Source organism: Arachnia propionica (assembly GCF_037055325.1).
GTDB lineage: Bacteria > Actinomycetota > Actinomycetes > Propionibacteriales > Propionibacteriaceae > Arachnia.
Genome location: NZ_CP146373.1, coordinates 2,261,343 through 2,277,135 on the forward strand (window position 1 = coordinate 2,261,343; position 15,793 = coordinate 2,277,135).

Genomic DNA, 15,793 nt, shown 5'->3' on the forward strand with positions numbered 1-15,793 from the left:
AGGAGTACCCATGCCCATTTCCCGTCGCCACATCCTGGGTGGCACATTCTCCTCGTTGGCCCTGGCCTTCACCGCCTGTTCCGGAGCATCGCCCGACCCGGTCGCCTCCTCCGGGACGGGATCAGCCGGCAACGGACAGTTCCGAACCCTCGACCAGATCAAATCCTCCGGCACCGTCAGGATCAGGGTTTTCAGCGACAAGGCCCCCTTCGGATATATCGATGCCGACGGCAAACCCGCGGGCTATGACGTGGTCTACGCGGAAAGAATCGGCAAGGACCTCGGCGCACAAGTGGACTACGTTCCCGTCGAGGCCGCTTCCCGGGTCGAGTTCCTGCAGACCGCGAAGGTGGACATCATCCTGGCGAATTTCACCGTCACACCGGAACGTGGGGAGAAGGTGGACTTCGCCAACCCCTACATGAAGGTCTCCCTCGGAGTGGTCTCCCCGGACTCGGCACTGATCACGGAGGAGCCCCAACTGGCCGGCAAGAAGATCATCGTGGTCAAGGGCACCACAGCCGAGGCCTGGTTGGCCAAAAACCATCCGGAGATCGAACCTGACAAGTACGAGCAGTACAACGACGCCACCAGCGCCCTGGCAGACGGTCGTGGGGACGCCTGGGTCACCGACAACACCGAGGCCCTCGCCTGGGCAATCGCAAGCGACGGTTTCACCGCCGGTATCACGGCTCTCGGTGACCCCGACAGCATCGCAGGCGCCGTCACCAAGGGCAACGGGACGCTGCTGTCGTGGCTGAACGAACACCTGGTCACCCTCGGCAAGGAACAGTTCTTCCACGCCGACTTCGAACAGACCCTGCGACCCGTGTACGGCGACTCGGCGTCCGCGGAGGAACTGGTGGTCGAGGGAGGACAGCTCTGAGTACGGGGAGCCTCACCGGCGAGGAGTTGGAATGAACTGGGGCATCGTCTTCAGCTCGGTCCCCGTCTACGCCGAGGCGGCACTGCTCACGGTGCGGGTCGCGCTGTTCGGAATCGTCGGGGCCCTGTTCGTCGGGATCTGCTGCGCCGTGACACAGCATTTCCGTGTCCCCGTTGCCCGTCAGCTGGCGATCATCTACATCGAGATCTCGCGCAACACCCCGCTGCTGGTACAGCTGTTCTTTCTCTACTACGGACTACCGAAGCTGGGCATGAAACTGGATCAGGAGATCTGCGCCATCATCGGGCTCACATTCCTGGGCGGCAGTTTCATGGCGGAGACGCTGCGGAGCGGACTGGATGCGGTGGAGCCGATCCAGCTGCAGTCCTCCCTGAGCCTCGGCCTCACACCATGGCAGGCAACGAGGCGGGTGATTCTTCCGCAGGCCGTCGCCATCAGCATGCCGGGTATCACGGCGAACCTGGTGTTTCTGGTGAAGGAGACCTCCGTGGTCAGCATCATCGCTTTACCAGATCTGGTGTTCAGAGCAAAGGAACAGATCGGGTCGAAATACCAGACGTCCGAGGCCCTGCTGCTGCTCGTCGTCTGCTACCTGCTCATCCTGCTCCCGGTCTCGCTGGGCGCCGGTTTCCTGGAGAGGAGGTTGCGCCGTGCGACTTTCGGGGATTGAGCTGCTCCTCCAGGGACGAAACTTTCTGCGGCTTCTCGAGGGATTGTGGGTCAGTGCATCCATTGCTCTGATCGCCATGGCTTTCTCGATCGTTCTCGGCATCGGACTGGGCATCGTCATGACATCACGGAACCCGGTGGTGAAGCTGTTCACCCGCATCTACCTGGAGGTGGTGCGAATCATGCCGCAGATCGTGTTGTTGTTCCTGGTGTTCTTCGATCTGGCCCGCTATCTCGGCGTCAGCCTCGACGGCCAGGCGGCCGCGGTCGTCGTGTTCACGCTCTGGGGCACAGCCGAAATGGGCGACCTGGTGCGTTCCGCTATCACGTCGATCCCGAAACACCAGTACGCCAGTGCGCAGGCACTCGGCCTGACTCCGTGGCAGGTGCAGTGGTACGTCGTGCTGCCCCAGGCGGCGCGTCGCCTGCTTCCGACCAGCATCAACCTGACCAACCGCATGATCATGACCACTCCCCTGGTGGCTCTCATCGGTGTGGTCGAGGTGTTGAAGGTCGGTCAGCAGATCATCGATGTCAACCGTTTCACCCATCCTGACGGTGCCTTGTGGATCTACGGCACCGTGTTGATCATGTATTTCGTCGTGTGTTTCCCGATCTCGTGGGGTGCTCGGCGTCTCGAGAGGAAGTGGGCCACCACATGACCCCGATGTTGCGAATTTCCGGTCTGGGAAAGAACTACGGGGATCTCCGGGCCTTGGACGGAATCGACCTGGAGGTCTCCCCCGGCGAGGTGATTGCCGTCGTCGGCCCCTCGGGCTGCGGGAAGTCGACGCTGCTGCGTTGCCTGAACGGCCTGGAGGCGATCACGGACGGCACTGTGGAGTTGGACGGTGTCGTGATCACGGATCCGGGGACGTGCTGGACCGAGATCCGGCAGCGAGTCGGGATGGTGTTCCAAAGCTACGAGTTGTTCCCACATCTGAACGTGATGGACAACCTGCTGCTCGGACCTCGTCTGGTGCAGGGGCGCACACGTGACGAGGCCGTGAAAGAGGCCATGGAGCTGTTGGAGCGTGTCGGGCTCGCCGAGAAGGCGAGGTCACTGCCGCGCGAGCTGTCGGGGGGTCAGAAGCAGCGGGTCGCGATCGTGCGAGCGTTGATGATGCACCCAGAGCTGCTGCTACTCGACGAGATCACCGCCTCCTTGGATCCAGAGATCGTCCGTGAGGTCCTCGATGTGGTGCTGGAGCTGGCCGCCGATGGCATGACCATGCTCATCGTTACCCACGAGATGCCCTTCGCGCGGGCGATCGCGGATCGGGTGGTGCTGATGGATGCGGGGCGGATCGTCGAGATCGCCTCACCGGAGAAATTCTTCACCGATCCCGAGACGGAACGCGCACGGGCGTTCCTCAAGACGTTCGAGTTCGATTCGGTCCACCAGCGCAAGAGCCGACCAGGTGTTTCCTGAGGTAAAGGTCCGCCGCTCAGAGAGTCTCACGCAGCGCACGCAACCGTTTGAGGGTTTCCTCACGACCCAGGATCTCCATGGATTCGAACAGCGGCGGCGACACCTTGGCCCCGGTCAGTCCGACCCGCAGCGGCCCGAAAGCGAACTTCGGTTTGATGCCCAGCCCGTCGACGAGTTTCTCCCTCAGCCCGGCCTGGATCGATGCGGCATCGAAGGGTGCCGTCTCCAGCACCTCGATTCCAGCGTCGAGGACTTCCGCGGCATTGTCGGGCAGCGACGCACGGGCTGCTTCCTCGATCTCCACCCGATCGGCGAAAAGAAACCCCAGCTTCGGTAGGGCCTCACTCAGCAGGGTCATGCGTTCGCTGACCAGCGACACAGCCCGCCGCAACACGTCGGTATCGATGGCCGCGTCCCAGTCGCCACGTTCGGCGTGGAAGGCGACGATCCGTTCGGTCAGTTCATCGGCGCCGAGGGCGCGAATGTAGTGACCGTTCAGCCAGTCCAGTTTCTTCACGTCGAAAACCGGCCCGGTGGTGTTGACCTTGTCCCATGCGAAGTTTTCGACGAAATCCTCGAAGGTGGCCACCTCGGAGTCGTCATCGGCAGGCGGATAACCCAACAGCTGCAGGAAGTTGCGGACCGCCTCCGACAGGTAGCCCTGTTCGCGGAACCACATCAGGCGGGCGGCCGGGTTGCGGCGCTTAGAGATCTTCGACCTGTCGGTGTTGCGCAGCAACGGCATGTGCGCGTACTGCGGTTCGGGGAAACCGAGCCAGCGGTACAACAGGAGGTGTTTCGGAGTGGAACTGATCCACTCCTCGCCGCGCACCACCGTCGTGATCCCCATCAGATGGTCGTCAACGACCACGGCCATATGATAGGTGGGGAAGCCATCGGCCTTCAGGATCACCTGGTCGTCGGGGAAAGGAGCTTTCACCTCACCACGGATGATGTCGGTGAAGGTCAGGGGCGCGTCGTCGGGCACGAGCATCCGCACCACCGGGGTTTCAGTGAATCCGGGAAGCTTCGCACGCTCCTCGCGGGACTTCCCGAGACAGAGCCGGTCATAGCCTGTCCTGGCCGCCTTCGTGGCGTCCTGTTCCTTGCGCAGCTGCGCGAGACGTTCCGAGGAACACCAGCAGTAGTAGGCGTGTCCATCGGCGATCAACTGCTCGACGAAAGGCCGGTAGGTGCCGAGCCGCTCCGACTGCCGGTACGGTCCAAAATCGCCGCCCTCCAGCGGCCCCTCATCGGGAGAAAGCCCGAGCCAGGCGAGGGTATCGTGGATCTGCTCCTCACTGCCTTCCACAAGCCGGTTCTGGTCGGTATCCTCGATCCGCAGCACGAACGAGCCGCCGGTTTTGGCCGCCCATGCTTTGTCGAACAAGGCCATGAACGCGGTACCAACGTGCGGATCCCCCGTCGGCGAGGGGGCAACACGGGTGCGGGCGGGAGTCAGCTCAGTCATAGTGGCCCAAGCCTAATGGCCCCACCACCATCGGACCGAAACCAGGAGTCGCGCTCGTGGCATCATGATGGCGTGTCCTCCCGCGAATCCCATCGCTCACGCGCACTGAGAAGCTCGGAGTCCCTCCCCGAAACCACGGATGGGCCCTCTCCCATCAGCCGCCACTTCACCTTCTGGCTGGACGAGGTTTTCCGGGTACCCGGCACCGGTTTCCGGTTCGGCTTCGACCCGTTGCTGAGTCTGGTTCCCGCCGCAGGCAACGTGGTGGCAACAGCTCTGGGGTGTGTCGTGATCCTCGATGCGATCCGGCTACGCGTCCCCATACCGGTTCTTCTCCGGATGCTGTGGAACTACGTGGTCAACTGGTGTCTTGGTTCCATTCCGCTGATCGGGTCCTTCTTCGATGCGCTGTGGATGTCGAACGCGAAGAACCTGAAACTGCTGCACCGCACCCTCGAGGACCGCAACCAGGTGCGCAAGGCCACCATCGCCTATTGGCTGGTGGCGTTGACCCTGGTGCTCGGTGTCACACTCGTCCTGCTGGCCACACCCTTCGTGTTGCTGTTCTGGTTGTTCGGTCTGTGGCTTGGAAGGTGATAGCTTCACCACATGAATGAGCCGGGTGTCCCGAACAATTTCATCACCGATGCCATCCGCCGCGACAACGAAGCAGGAACCCACGGTGGCAGGGTCCAGACCCGGTTCCCACCCGAACCCAACGGTTTCCTGCACGTCGGTCACGCCAAGGCCATCGTCGTGGACTTCGGCACCGCCGAGGACTTCGGCGGCAGCTGCATGCTGCGCCTCGACGACACCAACCCGGAAGCCGAAGAGGAGGCCTTCGTCAACTCCATCATCGAGGACATCGAATGGCTGGGCTACGAGCCCTCGGAGGTACGCCACGCATCCGACTACTTCGAGACCCTCTACGACTGGGCTGTGCAGCTCATTGAGAAAGGCCTGGCCTACGTCGATGACCAGGACGGCGAGACTATCTCGGCCACCCGGGGGTCCTTCAACACACCCGGCATCGAATCGCCGTTCCGCAACCGCAGCGTCGCGGAGAACCTCGCCCTGTTCGAGAGGATGCGCACCGGGGAGTTTCCCGACGGCTCGCGAGTGCTGCGGGCAAAGATCGACATGGCACACGAAAACATGCAGCTACGCGACCCCGTGATGTACCGCATCCGCAACGTTGCGCACCACCGCACGGGTGATGCGTGGTCGATCTACCCCACTTATGACTGGGCCCACGGCCAGTCCGACGCGATCGAGGGCGTCACCCATTCCATCTGCACCCTCGAATTTGAATCCCACCGGCCCCTCTACGACTGGTTCCTGGAGCAGCTCGAGGTTCCCACTCCCCCACGCCAGTACGAGTTCGCGAGACTGGAGCTGACCCACACCGTCACATCCAAACGGCGCTTGGCAAAGCTGGTCGCGGACGGCGTCGTGGACGGCTGGGACGACCCTCGGATGCCAACCATACGAGGACTACGACGGCGCGGCTACCCGGCAGCCGCCATCCGAGCGTTCTGCCGCGAGGTCGGAACCACTCGCACCAATTCACGCAAGGCCATCGAAGAGCTGGAGAGCTACGTGCGTCGCACGCTGAACGCGACCGCACAGCGCCGGATGGCCGTCACCCGACCTTTGAAGCTGATTCTGCCGAACTGGCCGACCAACTCCGACGGCAGCCCGGTGGTCGAATGGTTCGAGGTGGTCAACAATCCGGAGAACCCGGACGACGGCACCCGTCTGGTGCCGTTCACCGGGGAACTGTGGATCGAGCAGGACGACTTCCGTGAGGTTCCGCCGCCGAAATATTTCCGGCTCTCTCCCGGTCGTGAGGTCAGGTTGCGTGGCGCCTACTTGGTCACTGCACGCGATGTGGTCAAGGACGAGGAAGGCAACGTCGTCGAGGTGCGCTGCAGCTTCGACCCGGGCTCCCGTGGCGGCACCCCCGCCGACGGTCGGAAGGTGAAGTCGACGATGCACTGGGTATCAGCCCCACACTCCCTGGACGCCACCGTCGCCCTGTACGACAGGCTGTTCACCGCCGCGGCCCCTGGGGAACGCACCGGGGAAGCACTCGATGACCTCAACCCCACCTCCCGTGAGCTGCTGACCGACGCAAAGGTAGAACCCGCCCTGGCAGACGCGGCACCGGGTGAAGTGGTGCAGTTCGAGCGGCTGGGATACTTCGCTGTCGACGATCGCACCCCGCTGCTGTTCCACCGCACGGTGGGTCTGCGGGACGAGTGGGCCAGTATTCAGAAACGCGGCTGAAAGCCTATCCACAGGAGACAGCAGCTACGGTTGTCTGCATGCTTCCCACCGACGAAACCGCCACCGAGGTGGCCTTGGACCTGTTGACCGTTCTCGGATATGCAGCCATCGGATTCCTCGCAGGCGTCGTCGTCTCTGTGATCATCTCGATCATCATGCGGCAACTGGCCCGCCACCAGGAGGACCTGGGTTTCCTTAGCCGGAACCTACGACTCCCCCAGCGCCTCATCCTGACTGTCTTCGGCACTGGCATGGGCGTGCTGTTCGCCAGCGCCCCCACCCCGTGGCAGGCGGCACCCTCATGGCGGGCGAATTTCGAGCACTTTTTCCTGATCGTGATGATCTTCGCCGCTGCATACGGCATGACGGGAGTCATCAGAACCGTCGAGGACGCTGTCCTCGCCCGTAAGAAGAACGCCCGGGAAACCCCGCAGTTCCGGCGCATCCGCACCCAGATGCAGGTCATAGCCCGAGTGCTGATCGGGGTGGTTTGGATCGGGGCAACCGCCGGAGCGCTGCTCACCTTCGATCAGTTCCGAGCCATCGGAACATCCCTGCTGGCCTCCGCCGGTCTGGTCTCACTGGTCGCCGGTCTCGCGGCGCAGTCGTCACTCACGAACGTCTTCGCCGGACTCCAGATCGCCTTCACCGGTTCCCTGCGCGTCGGCGACATCGTCGTCACAGACGACAACCAAGGAACCGTCGAGGAGATCACCCTCACCTATGTGGTGCTGAGGAGCTGGGACGAGCGGCGCTGGATCGTGCCATCGACGCTGTTCACCACGAAAACCTTCGAAAACTGGAGCCGGGAGGAACCGCGACAAACAGGAGTCATCGAATTCGACCTGGACTGGCTAGTTCCCGTGGAGGCCATGCGGATCGAGCTGCTGCGCCTAGTCAAAACCACGGACCTGTGGGACGGTCGCACCGTCGCTCTCCAGGTCATGGACGCCACGGGAGGTTCGGTCCGGGTTCGTGCCGTCGTTTCCGCGACGAACTCCAGCAGATTGTTCGAGCTTCGCTGCCTGCTGCGTGAACAGCTCATCAACTGGTTGCAGACCCAGGCGGTCTACGCTCTTCCCCGCACCCGCCTAGAGCCGGACACCACCACCGCTCCTCCCCGGGAGCAGCGCCAGGACTTCGTCGAGCAGGTCAAGGCCGACTGGGAGGCCGAGCAGGCCGACGAGCGGGAAGCCGCCCAGCTCCTGCCGCCCACAGAAAGCTCCGAGCACAACAACGATGACAAGAATCAGCAACATTCCGGGGGACGACTCGGCTGGCTGAAGGCCTTCCGCCGTTCCATCGGGTGACCCGTCCCCCGAAGAACATCACTGACAATTCCAGACGTTCCCTTGCCGTCTGGCATTCACGAGGCGGCCTCACCCAGAGCTTCCTCGGTTCTGCGCACACGAAGAAGGGGCCCACACATTCGTGCGGGCCCCTTCCGTTGCCTGTCAGGCGGCGATCACTTGATGATCTTGGTGACCTTGCCAGCACCAACGGTGCGGCCACCCTCGCGGATCGCGAACTTGAGGTTCTCCTCCATGGCGATGGGCTTGTTGAGGTGAACGGTCATGTCGGTGTTGTCACCGGGCATGACCATTTCCTTGCCCTCCGGCAGCTGAACCACACCGGTGACGTCGGTGGTGCGGAAGTAGAACTGCGGGGAGTAGTTGGAGAAGAACGGCTTGTGACGACCGCCCTCTTCCTTGTTGAGCACGTAGACGGTGGCCTCGAAGTCGGTGTGCGGGGTGGTGGAACCGGGCTTGATCACGACCATGCCACGCTCCACGTCCTCCTTCTTCGTGCCACGGAGCAGAAGGCCGACGTTCTCACCGGCGCGACCCTCGTCGAGGATCTTGCGGAACATCTCGACACCGGTGACGGTGGTGGTCTGCTTCTCGGGGCGGATGCCGACGAGGTCAACGGTGTCGCCGGTCCTGACGATACCGCGCTCGATACGACCGGTGATCACGGTGCCACGACCGGTGATGGTGAAGACGTCCTCGACGGGCATCAAGAACGGCTTGTCGGTGTCACGCTCGGGCTGCGGGATGTACTCGTCGACCGCATCCATGAGCTCGAGGATGCTGCCGGCCCACTTCTCGTCGCCGTTCAGCGCCGGGAAAGCCGCCACCCGGACGATCGGCAGGTTGTCGCCGTCGAACTCCTGGGCGGAGAGAATCTCGCGAAGCTCCATCTCGACCAGGTCGATGAGGTCGGCATCCTCGTCGGCGATCATGTCGCACTTGTTGAGGGCCACGACAATGGCCGGCACACCGACCTGACGGGCGAGCAGGATGTGCTCGTGGGTCTGCGCCATCGGGCCGTCGGTGGCGGCCACAACGAGGATCGCGCCGTCCATCTGAGCGGCACCGGTGATCATGTTCTTGACGTAGTCAGCGTGCCCGGGGCAGTCGACGTGCGCGTAGTGACGCTTCTCGGTCTGGTACTCGACGTGCGCGATCGAGATGGTGATACCGCGCTGACGCTCCTCAGGGGCCTTGTCGATGCTGTCGAACGGGGACAGTTCGTTGAGCTCCGGGTACTTGTCGTGGAGCACCTTGGTGATCGCCGCGGTCAGAGTGGTCTTGCCGTGGTCGACGTGTCCGATGGTGCCGATGTTGCAGTGCGGCTTGGTCCGCTCAAACTTGGCCTTTGCCACGTAGGGCTCCTTCTTGGTCCAACCACGCACTGTGCGTGGCCATATATTCTGGTGCACCCCTGAGCTATGGGTCACACCAGGGGTCCGACGCCCAAAGCTTATTACCCGGGCGCATACCCGTGCAATGCTATCGGGCCGCTCCTGGAAGTCAAACTCAAGGCCGCGCTCCAGCCCCCTTCAACAACCTTCGTCCAGAAAGGACTCATCCCCCGCGTCGAGCTGGCGGAGCTGTGCCACCCGCCCGGCATGCCGCCCACCCTCGAAGGAAGCTTTCAAGAAGGCCTCGCAGATGGCCAAGGCGACATCGGGGCCCACCACCCGGGATCCGAAACACAGGACGTTCGCATTGTTGTGCCGCCGACTCATCGCTGCCGAATAGGCCTCGGAAACACATGCTGCACGAATCCCGTTGACTTTGTTGGCCGCGATGGAGATGCCGACGCCAGAGCCGCAGATCGCGATTCCCACATCGAAACGCGCTGCAGCCACCTCGTGAGCCAATCGAACCCCCCATTTCGCGTAATCGGTGCGCTCGGAGATGGCAGGTCCGCGATCCACCACGTCGTAGCCGAGCTCTCGCAGACGGGGAATAAGGTCGATGCGCAGATCGTGAGCAGCATGATCGCTGGTGATTCCAATTTTCATGCGACAACGTTACTGACCCGGCTCCAAGGTCTTCCATAAACCTCCTGTCACATTGCCCTCGGTGCGCGCCGCGCGGAATTCCAGCGTCCTCCTTGTGTCCGAACGAGCAGCACCACCGTCTCCCCTCTCCAAACCACCCAGAACCCCGCTCTACCAAGAACTTTTGCTCTTTTTGGGGCGGCTTGTGCCCGCGTTTGGGATATTTCACGGCCCTCCCGGTTCGAAGTAGACCCGGTTAGCCTCCAGCCCAATGTCACAGGACGTCGAAACACTGATTGACCGCGGCTTCTAGAATTACGGGCGAGGCGACATGGGGCGAGTTCGGGCGCCTCGGCGACGTTGAAGCGCGTCAGGTCGCCGATCCCGTTTGACCACCGCCTCCGGCACCAAGTGCTCAAACGGGGCCAGGCGGCCCAGACGGATCCAGGGACCAGGGCCAGTCGAGGGCCTAAAATGGGTTAGTGGGCACTCATGAAATTCCCGCAGCATCACCTAACCGACGCAGCAGCCCGGGGCTGCTCGTCGTGGCCGGGGCGGGCCTCATCGGATCCCGCCTGGCGGACATGGCTCAGGACAGCGGCTGGAAGATCCGGATCCTCCACCGCAGCGGACCGGACAGGGCGCCGCAGAAAGGCCTCAAGGTTGACGCCTCCGGCAGAGAGCACACCTGGTGGGCCCCCGCCGAGCATCTCCTGGCACCCGAAGCCCTGGAGGGAGCAAGAGCCGTAGCGTGCTTGTCGGGCGCCCCGATCGCGCCGCGTCCCTGGACACCTGCGCGCCGTCGCGTGCTCGCGGCCTCGCGCCTGTCCACCACCGCCCTCATCGCCCGGGTCGCCGCGGGCCTGCCCCCGGCGATGCGGCCCGGGGTCCTGCTGAGCGGGTCGGCCACCGGCTTCTATGGGAATCAGGGGGATGAGATACTCGACGAGACGTGCGGTCCGGGCGAGGGTTTCCTGTCCGAGCTATGCCAGCGCTGGGAGGCCGCCGCAGGCCCGGCGGCACGGGTCGGACTGCGCACGATCCAGTCTCGCACGGGCTTGGTGGTCAACCCCTCGGGCGGGCTGGGCAAGATCCTCGGCACCGCCTACCGGCTGGGGGCGGGGGCTCGGCTCGGTCGCGGCGACCAGTGGCAGCCATGGATCGGGCTGGAGGACGCCGCGGCTGCACTCCTATGGGCCATCGAGCACGACGACGTCTGCGGGCCGGTCAACCTGACCGCACCCGAGCCCCTGCGTAACCGCGACCTTCATCGGCTGCTGTCCCGCTCACCCGGCCCACCCTCGCCAGCGGTAGTGCCTCAGTTCCTGCTGGACCGGGCGAGGAGGACCGGGGCGACCGGCGGTACCAGCAGCATCGGCAGCATGCTCGCCGAGCTGCTCGGCGCCTCCCAGCGTGCTGTCCCCCAGGCACTGCTCGCCTCCGGCTTCCGCTTCGCTGCGCCGAGCGCGGCCTCGATCTGGGGACCCGGCACCTGACTCCCGCCCCGACGCCGCGGCGACCATGATGTGAACATCGCGGTGTCGGGCTGCCTCGCCGCCCGACGGGAGCATGAGATGGGGCCACCGACCGCCGGAGTGCGGCTGCCCTAGCCCCGACGGGGTCCGACACCATGGTCAACCAGGGTCTCCTGGTCAACAACCCCACGGAGCACTGCAAGGCAACCCAGTGGTTCTTCCGCACTGCCCTGCTGGGCAACAGCGACGGCATGTTGTCGCCCAGCAAGGTCCTCCAGGAACACGGGGACCACGCAGTCATCCAGAACTGGCTGCAGAAAGTCGTCGACCTAGGGGACCCCCGCCATCGATGCCCTGACCCGGGCCAGGAACACTCCCACGATTTCTCTTCCCACCACCCTCAATGCGCGACGCGCAGATTTTCCGCGTCCTCCTTTTGCCCGACCGGGCGACGTCCCAGCTTCCTGGAGCACAACCCTCTAAATCCGCTCTGACAAGCACTTTTGCCCAGATAGAAGCCGAAAACCCCTGCGTTTCAGGCACCCCTCCCCTCTCCTCTCCCGAAACAGGTCCGGTTAGTCTCCATCTCATGTCACAGGACGTCGAAACACTGATTGACCTCGGCTTCAAGGCCTACGGGCGAGGCGACAACACCCAGGCGGCACGTTGGTGGCGGATGGCAGCGGCGCAAAGACGCTCCGACGCCATGGTCAACCTCGGCCTCCTGACGGACAACCCCACAGACCGCGAGGAGGCCACGCAGTGGTTCTTCCGCGCCGCCCTATTGGGCAACACTGACGGCATGCTGCTTCTCAGCGGAATTCTTCAGGAACAAGGAGACCACGTCATCGCACAGAGTTGGTTGCAGAAGGCCGCCGATCTGGGCGATCCTCGCGCAATCGAGGCTTTGGCACAGGCCCGGAACACCCCCAGGCGCATGGAGACCGCACCGAAACATAGCACCGCGGATCAGCTCAACGATCTGACCCTGGTGGACTGACAACCGATTCCCCCTCACGGGCCCCGTCCGCTCCTGCACGGGCGGGCCTTTCAGCGTCTCCCGCCACGAGAAGTGAGCGAGCCGCAAAGGCCCACGAGCACCAGCTCCAGGACAAAACCACACTGGGAAAGGCCAACCGGCCCGGGACCTGAAGGTCCCGGGCCGGTTGGATTGTTCAGTGCGAATCACTCGCCGCCGCGAGCCTTGGCGACGATCTCCTCCGAAATGTTCTTCGGGGTCTCGGCGTAGGAGTCGAACTCCATGGAGTAGGAGGCCTGACCCGAGGTCTTCGAGCGCAGGTCACCGACATAGCCGAACATCTCCGACAGCGGAACCAAGGCGCGCACGACGCGGTTGCCATGCAGTTCGTCCATCGACTGGACGTGGCCACGCCGGGCGTTCAGATCACCGATCACGGTGCCGAGGTAGTCCTCGGGGGTGGTGACCTCGACGGCCATCATCGGCTCCAGGATCGCCGGATCGGCCTTCCTCGCAGCCTCCTTGAAGGCCATCGAGCCGGCCAGCTTGAACGCCAGCTCCGAGGAGTCGACGTCGTGGTAAGCGCCATCGGTCAGAGTGACCTTGATGTCCTCGACCGGGTAGCCAGCAAGCACACCAAACTGCATTGCCTCCTTGATGCCGGCGTCGACCGCAGGGATGTACTCCTTCGGGATACGCCCACCTGTGACGGCGTTGACGAACTCGTAGCCCGAACCGGCCTCGGTGGGTTCCAGGTCGATGATGACGCGACCGAACTGACCCGAGCCACCGGACTGCTTCTTGTGGGTGTACTCCACTTTCTCCACCTTGCGGCGCAGCGTCTCACGGTAGGCAACCTGCGGTTTACCGATGTTGGCTTCCACCTTGAATTCGCGCTTCATGCGGTCAATCAGCACCTCGAGGTGCAACTCACCCATGCCTGCGATGATGGTCTGACCGGTCTCCTCGTCGGTGTGGACACGGAAGGTCGGGTCCTCCTCGGCGAGCCGTTGGATGGCCACCGACAGCTTCTCCTGGTCCGATTTCGACTTCGGCTCAATGGCCTGCTCGATGACGGGGTTCGGGAACTCCATCGATTCCAGGATGATCGGGTGCGCGGGATCGCAGAGGGTCTCGCCGGTGGTGGTGTCCTTCAGACCCATCACGGCGCAGATCATGCCTGCGCCAATCGATTCGATCTCTTCACGCTTGTTGGCGTGCATCTGGTAGATCTTGCCGATGCGTTCCTTCCTGCCCTTGGTCGCATTCAGAACCTGCGATCCGGCTTTCAGCACACCAGAGTAGATGCGGATGAAGGTCAGCTTGCCCAGATGCGGGTCCGCGGCGATCTTGAAGGCCAGAATCGACAGCGGCTCGTCCTCGGATGGTTTGCGGGACATCTCGATGGATTCGTCACCCGGCTTGAAACCCTCGATGGCAGGCACGTCCAACGGTGAGGGCAGGTAGTCGACGACTGCATCCAGCAGCGGCTGCACGCCCTTGTTCTTGAACGAGGTACCACACACCACCGCGGTGAAGGCGGAGGACAACACACCGCGGCGGATGGCGGCCTTGATCTGCTCGACGGTGATGGCCTCGGGATCCTCCAGCCACAGCTCCATGAACTCGTCGTCGTGCTCGGCGATGGTTTCCAGCATCTCGGCACGGGCAACCTCGGCTGCCTCGACCATGTCAGCGGGAATGTCCTTGACCTCGTAGTCCTCAAGCCCCGGTTTGGTGACCTCGATCGGCCAGATGTTGGCCTTCATGGTGACCAGGTCGACCTGGCCCTGGAAGTTGGCCTCCGCGCCGATCGGCAACTGCAGCAGCACCGGAGTGGCATTGAGACGTTCACGGATGGTCTTGACGCAGTGCTCAAAGGATGCACCCGTGCGGTCCAGCTTGTTGATGTAGCAGATGCGCGGCACCCCATACTTGGTTGCCTGGCGCCACACGGTCTGCGACTGCGGTTCCACACCTGCAACGCCGTCGAACACCGCCACTGCCCCATCGAGCACACGCAGGGAGCGCTCCACCTCGACCGTGAAGTCAACGTGTCCCGGGGTGTCGAGGATGTTGATCTGGATGTCGTGCCAGAAGGCGGTGGTGGCAGCGGATGTAATGGTGATACCGCGTTCCTGCTCCTGCTCCATCCAGTCCATGGTGGCGGCGCCGTCGTGAACCTCGCCGATCTTGTAGGACTTGCCGGTGTAGAAGAGGATGCGCTCGGTTGTGGTGGTCTTACCGGCGTCGATGTGCGCCATGATGCCGATGTTGCGAACCTTGGACAGGTCGATCTTGGCCACGTTCAGTCCTTTACTGAAGAAGTCTGTGAAGCGGTGAGAACCCCCGGGCGAAGGCCCGGGGGCAAGGCGATCACCAGCGGTAATGAGCGAAGGCGCGGTTGGCCTCGGCCATCTTGTGGGTATCTTCGCGGCGCTTGACGGAAGCGCCGAGCCCGTTGGAGGCGTCCAGAATCTCGTTCATGAGCCGCTCGGTCATGGTCTTCTCACGACGGGCGCGGGAGAAGCTGACGAGCCAACGCATGGCCAGCGTGGTCTGGCGTCCCGGTTTGACTTCGATCGGCACCTGGTAGGTGGCGCCGCCGACGCGACGGGACTTGACCTCGATGGAGGGCTTGACGTTGTCGAGGGCCCGCTTCAGGGTCTGGACGGGGTCCTGCCCGGTCTTGGCGCGGGTTCCTTCGAGGGCGTTGTAGACGATGGACTGGGCCACGGTCTTCTTGCCGTCGAGCAGGATCTTGCTGACGAGCTGGCTCACCAGCGGGGAGCCGTAGACCGGATCGACCATGACGGGGCGCTTGGGCGCTGGTCCCTTGCGAGGCATTACTTCTCCTTCTTCGCGCCGTAACGGCTGCGGGCCTGCTTGCGGCCCTTGACACCCTGGGTGTCGAGGGCGCCGCGGATGATCTTGTAACGGACGCCGGGCAGGTCCTTCACACGGCCACCACGCACCAGCACCATCGAGTGCTCCTGCAGGTTGTGGCCGACGCCCGGAATGTAGGCGGTGACTTCGATGCCGGAACTCAGGCGGACACGCGCAACCTTGCGCAGGGCGGAGTTTGGCTTCTTCGGAGTGGTGGTGTAGACGCGAGTGCAGACCCCACGACGCTGCGGCGAGCCCTTAAGAGCGGGCGTCTTGTTCTTGCTGACCTTGTCGGTGCGGCCCTTGCGGACCAGCTGCTGAATTGTTGGCACCTGTTGGTATCACTTTCGTTGTCTGGACGGGTATCCCTGGCTCGCAGCCGTCCCCAAGGAGCTT

The 15,793-nt window shown here is 63.5% G+C and carries 15 protein-coding genes; 9 read left to right on the forward strand and 6 right to left on the reverse strand.

Annotated features, from left to right (window positions below):
* Nucleotides 1-10 precede the first annotated feature (10 nt).
* The 4 genes from V7R84_RS10545 to V7R84_RS10560 are packed head-to-tail and all read left to right on the forward strand — an operon-like array spanning nt 11 to nt 3,008.
* Nucleotides 11-886 carry a transporter substrate-binding domain-containing protein gene (locus V7R84_RS10545; RefSeq protein WP_338568736.1) on the forward strand — a complete coding sequence of 292 codons (876 nt, stop codon included), beginning with the start codon at nt 11-13 and terminating at the stop codon, nt 884-886.
* Nucleotides 887-917: 31 nt separating this feature from the next.
* Nucleotides 918-1,577, forward strand: coding sequence for an amino acid ABC transporter permease (locus V7R84_RS10550; RefSeq protein ID WP_338568739.1), 660 nt, complete (start codon nt 918-920; stop codon nt 1,575-1,577).
* Nucleotides 1,558-2,238, forward strand: coding sequence for an amino acid ABC transporter permease (locus tag V7R84_RS10555; RefSeq protein WP_338568740.1), 681 nt, complete (start codon nt 1,558-1,560; stop codon nt 2,236-2,238). Before V7R84_RS10550 ends, V7R84_RS10555 begins: the two co-directional genes overlap by 20 nt.
* Nucleotides 2,235-3,008, forward strand: coding sequence for an amino acid ABC transporter ATP-binding protein (locus tag V7R84_RS10560; protein WP_338568741.1), 774 nt, complete (start codon nt 2,235-2,237; stop codon nt 3,006-3,008). The genes V7R84_RS10555 and V7R84_RS10560 overlap by 4 nt, the downstream gene beginning before the upstream one ends.
* Nucleotides 3,009-3,024: 16 nt before the next feature.
* Here V7R84_RS10560 and gltX read toward each other — a convergent pair whose 3' ends face one another.
* Nucleotides 3,025-4,404 carry a glutamate--tRNA ligase gene (gltX, locus tag V7R84_RS10565; protein ID WP_412728120.1) on the reverse strand — a complete coding sequence of 460 codons (1,380 nt, stop codon included), beginning with the start codon at nt 4,402-4,404 and terminating at the stop codon, nt 3,025-3,027.
* Nucleotides 4,405-4,551: 147 nt separating this feature from the next.
* On the opposite strand from gltX, the gene V7R84_RS10570 reads away from it, so the two are divergent.
* Genes V7R84_RS10570 through V7R84_RS10580 form a run of 3 tightly spaced genes read left to right on the forward strand, consistent with a single transcriptional unit; the run spans nt 4,552 to nt 8,078 of the window.
* Complete coding sequence (locus tag V7R84_RS10570) at nt 4,552-5,076, forward strand: DUF4112 domain-containing protein (protein ID WP_338568746.1); 525 nt, start codon at nt 4,552-4,554, stop codon at nt 5,074-5,076.
* Nucleotides 5,077-5,088: 12 nt separating this feature from the next.
* The gene (locus V7R84_RS10575) at nt 5,089-6,768 is read left to right on the forward strand and encodes a glutamine--tRNA ligase/YqeY domain fusion protein (protein ID WP_338568748.1); all 1,680 of its coding nucleotides are present in this window, start codon (nt 5,089-5,091) and stop codon (nt 6,766-6,768) included.
* 38 nt (nt 6,769-6,806) lie between these two features.
* Nucleotides 6,807-8,078, forward strand: a complete 1,272-nt coding sequence (locus V7R84_RS10580; protein WP_338568751.1) for a mechanosensitive ion channel family protein — start codon at nt 6,807-6,809, stop codon at nt 8,076-8,078.
* Nucleotides 8,079-8,233: 155 nt separating this feature from the next.
* Here V7R84_RS10580 and tuf read toward each other — a convergent pair whose 3' ends face one another.
* The gene (tuf, locus tag V7R84_RS10585) at nt 8,234-9,433 is read right to left on the reverse strand and encodes an elongation factor Tu (RefSeq protein WP_338568754.1); all 1,200 of its coding nucleotides are present in this window, start codon (nt 9,431-9,433) and stop codon (nt 8,234-8,236) included.
* 177 nt (nt 9,434-9,610) lie between these two features.
* Complete coding sequence (gene rpiB, locus V7R84_RS10590; RefSeq protein WP_338568757.1) at nt 9,611-10,078, reverse strand: ribose 5-phosphate isomerase B; 468 nt, start codon at nt 10,076-10,078, stop codon at nt 9,611-9,613.
* 461 nt (nt 10,079-10,539) lie between these two features.
* Here rpiB and V7R84_RS10595 point away from each other — a divergent pair, with 461 nt between their 5' ends.
* Together V7R84_RS10595 and V7R84_RS10600 are read left to right on the forward strand one after the other, a co-directional pair.
* Nucleotides 10,540-11,553, forward strand: coding sequence for an epimerase (locus tag V7R84_RS10595; RefSeq protein WP_338568760.1), 1,014 nt, complete (start codon nt 10,540-10,542; stop codon nt 11,551-11,553).
* 568 nt (nt 11,554-12,121) lie between these two features.
* Nucleotides 12,122-12,532, forward strand: a complete 411-nt coding sequence (locus tag V7R84_RS10600; protein ID WP_338568762.1) for a hypothetical protein — start codon at nt 12,122-12,124, stop codon at nt 12,530-12,532.
* Nucleotides 12,533-12,717: 185 nt separating this feature from the next.
* Here V7R84_RS10600 and fusA read toward each other — a convergent pair whose 3' ends face one another.
* From fusA to rpsL, 3 genes are all read right to left on the reverse strand, one after another.
* Nucleotides 12,718-14,817 carry an elongation factor G gene (fusA, locus tag V7R84_RS10605; protein WP_338568763.1) on the reverse strand — a complete coding sequence of 700 codons (2,100 nt, stop codon included), beginning with the start codon at nt 14,815-14,817 and terminating at the stop codon, nt 12,718-12,720.
* Nucleotides 14,818-14,887: 70 nt separating this feature from the next.
* Entirely contained in the window at nt 14,888-15,358 is a 471-nt protein-coding gene (gene rpsG, locus V7R84_RS10610; RefSeq protein WP_014847272.1) for a 30S ribosomal protein S7, read from the reverse strand.
* Nucleotides 15,358-15,729 carry a 30S ribosomal protein S12 gene (gene rpsL, locus V7R84_RS10615; RefSeq protein WP_014847273.1) on the reverse strand — a complete coding sequence of 124 codons (372 nt, stop codon included), beginning with the start codon at nt 15,727-15,729 and terminating at the stop codon, nt 15,358-15,360. Before rpsL ends, rpsG begins: the two co-directional genes overlap by 1 nt.
* Nucleotides 15,730-15,793 lie beyond the last annotated feature (64 nt).

Bases quoted from the DNA above. Each gene is read 5' to 3' on its own strand.
- V7R84_RS10545 (WP_338568736.1), top strand. From the start codon at position 11: ATGCCCATTTCCCGTCGCCACATCCTGGGTGGCACATTCTCCTCGTTG.
- V7R84_RS10550 (WP_338568739.1), top strand. From the start codon at position 918: ATGAACTGGGGCATCGTCTTCAGCTCGGTCCCCGTCTACGCCGAGGCG.
- V7R84_RS10560 (WP_338568741.1), top strand. From the start codon at position 2,235: ATGACCCCGATGTTGCGAATTTCCGGTCTGGGAAAGAACTACGGGGAT.
- gltX (WP_412728120.1), bottom strand. From the start codon at position 4,404: ATGGCCTTGTTCGACAAAGCATGGGCGGCCAAAACCGGCGGCTCGTTC.
- V7R84_RS10575 (WP_338568748.1), top strand. From the start codon at position 5,089: ATGAATGAGCCGGGTGTCCCGAACAATTTCATCACCGATGCCATCCGC.
- V7R84_RS10580 (WP_338568751.1), top strand. From the start codon at position 6,807: ATGCTTCCCACCGACGAAACCGCCACCGAGGTGGCCTTGGACCTGTTG.
- rpiB (WP_338568757.1), bottom strand. From the start codon at position 10,078: ATGAAAATTGGAATCACCAGCGATCATGCTGCTCACGATCTGCGCATC.
- V7R84_RS10600 (WP_338568762.1), top strand. From the start codon at position 12,122: ATGTCACAGGACGTCGAAACACTGATTGACCTCGGCTTCAAGGCCTAC.
- rpsG (WP_014847272.1), bottom strand. From the start codon at position 15,358: ATGCCTCGCAAGGGACCAGCGCCCAAGCGCCCCGTCATGGTCGATCCG.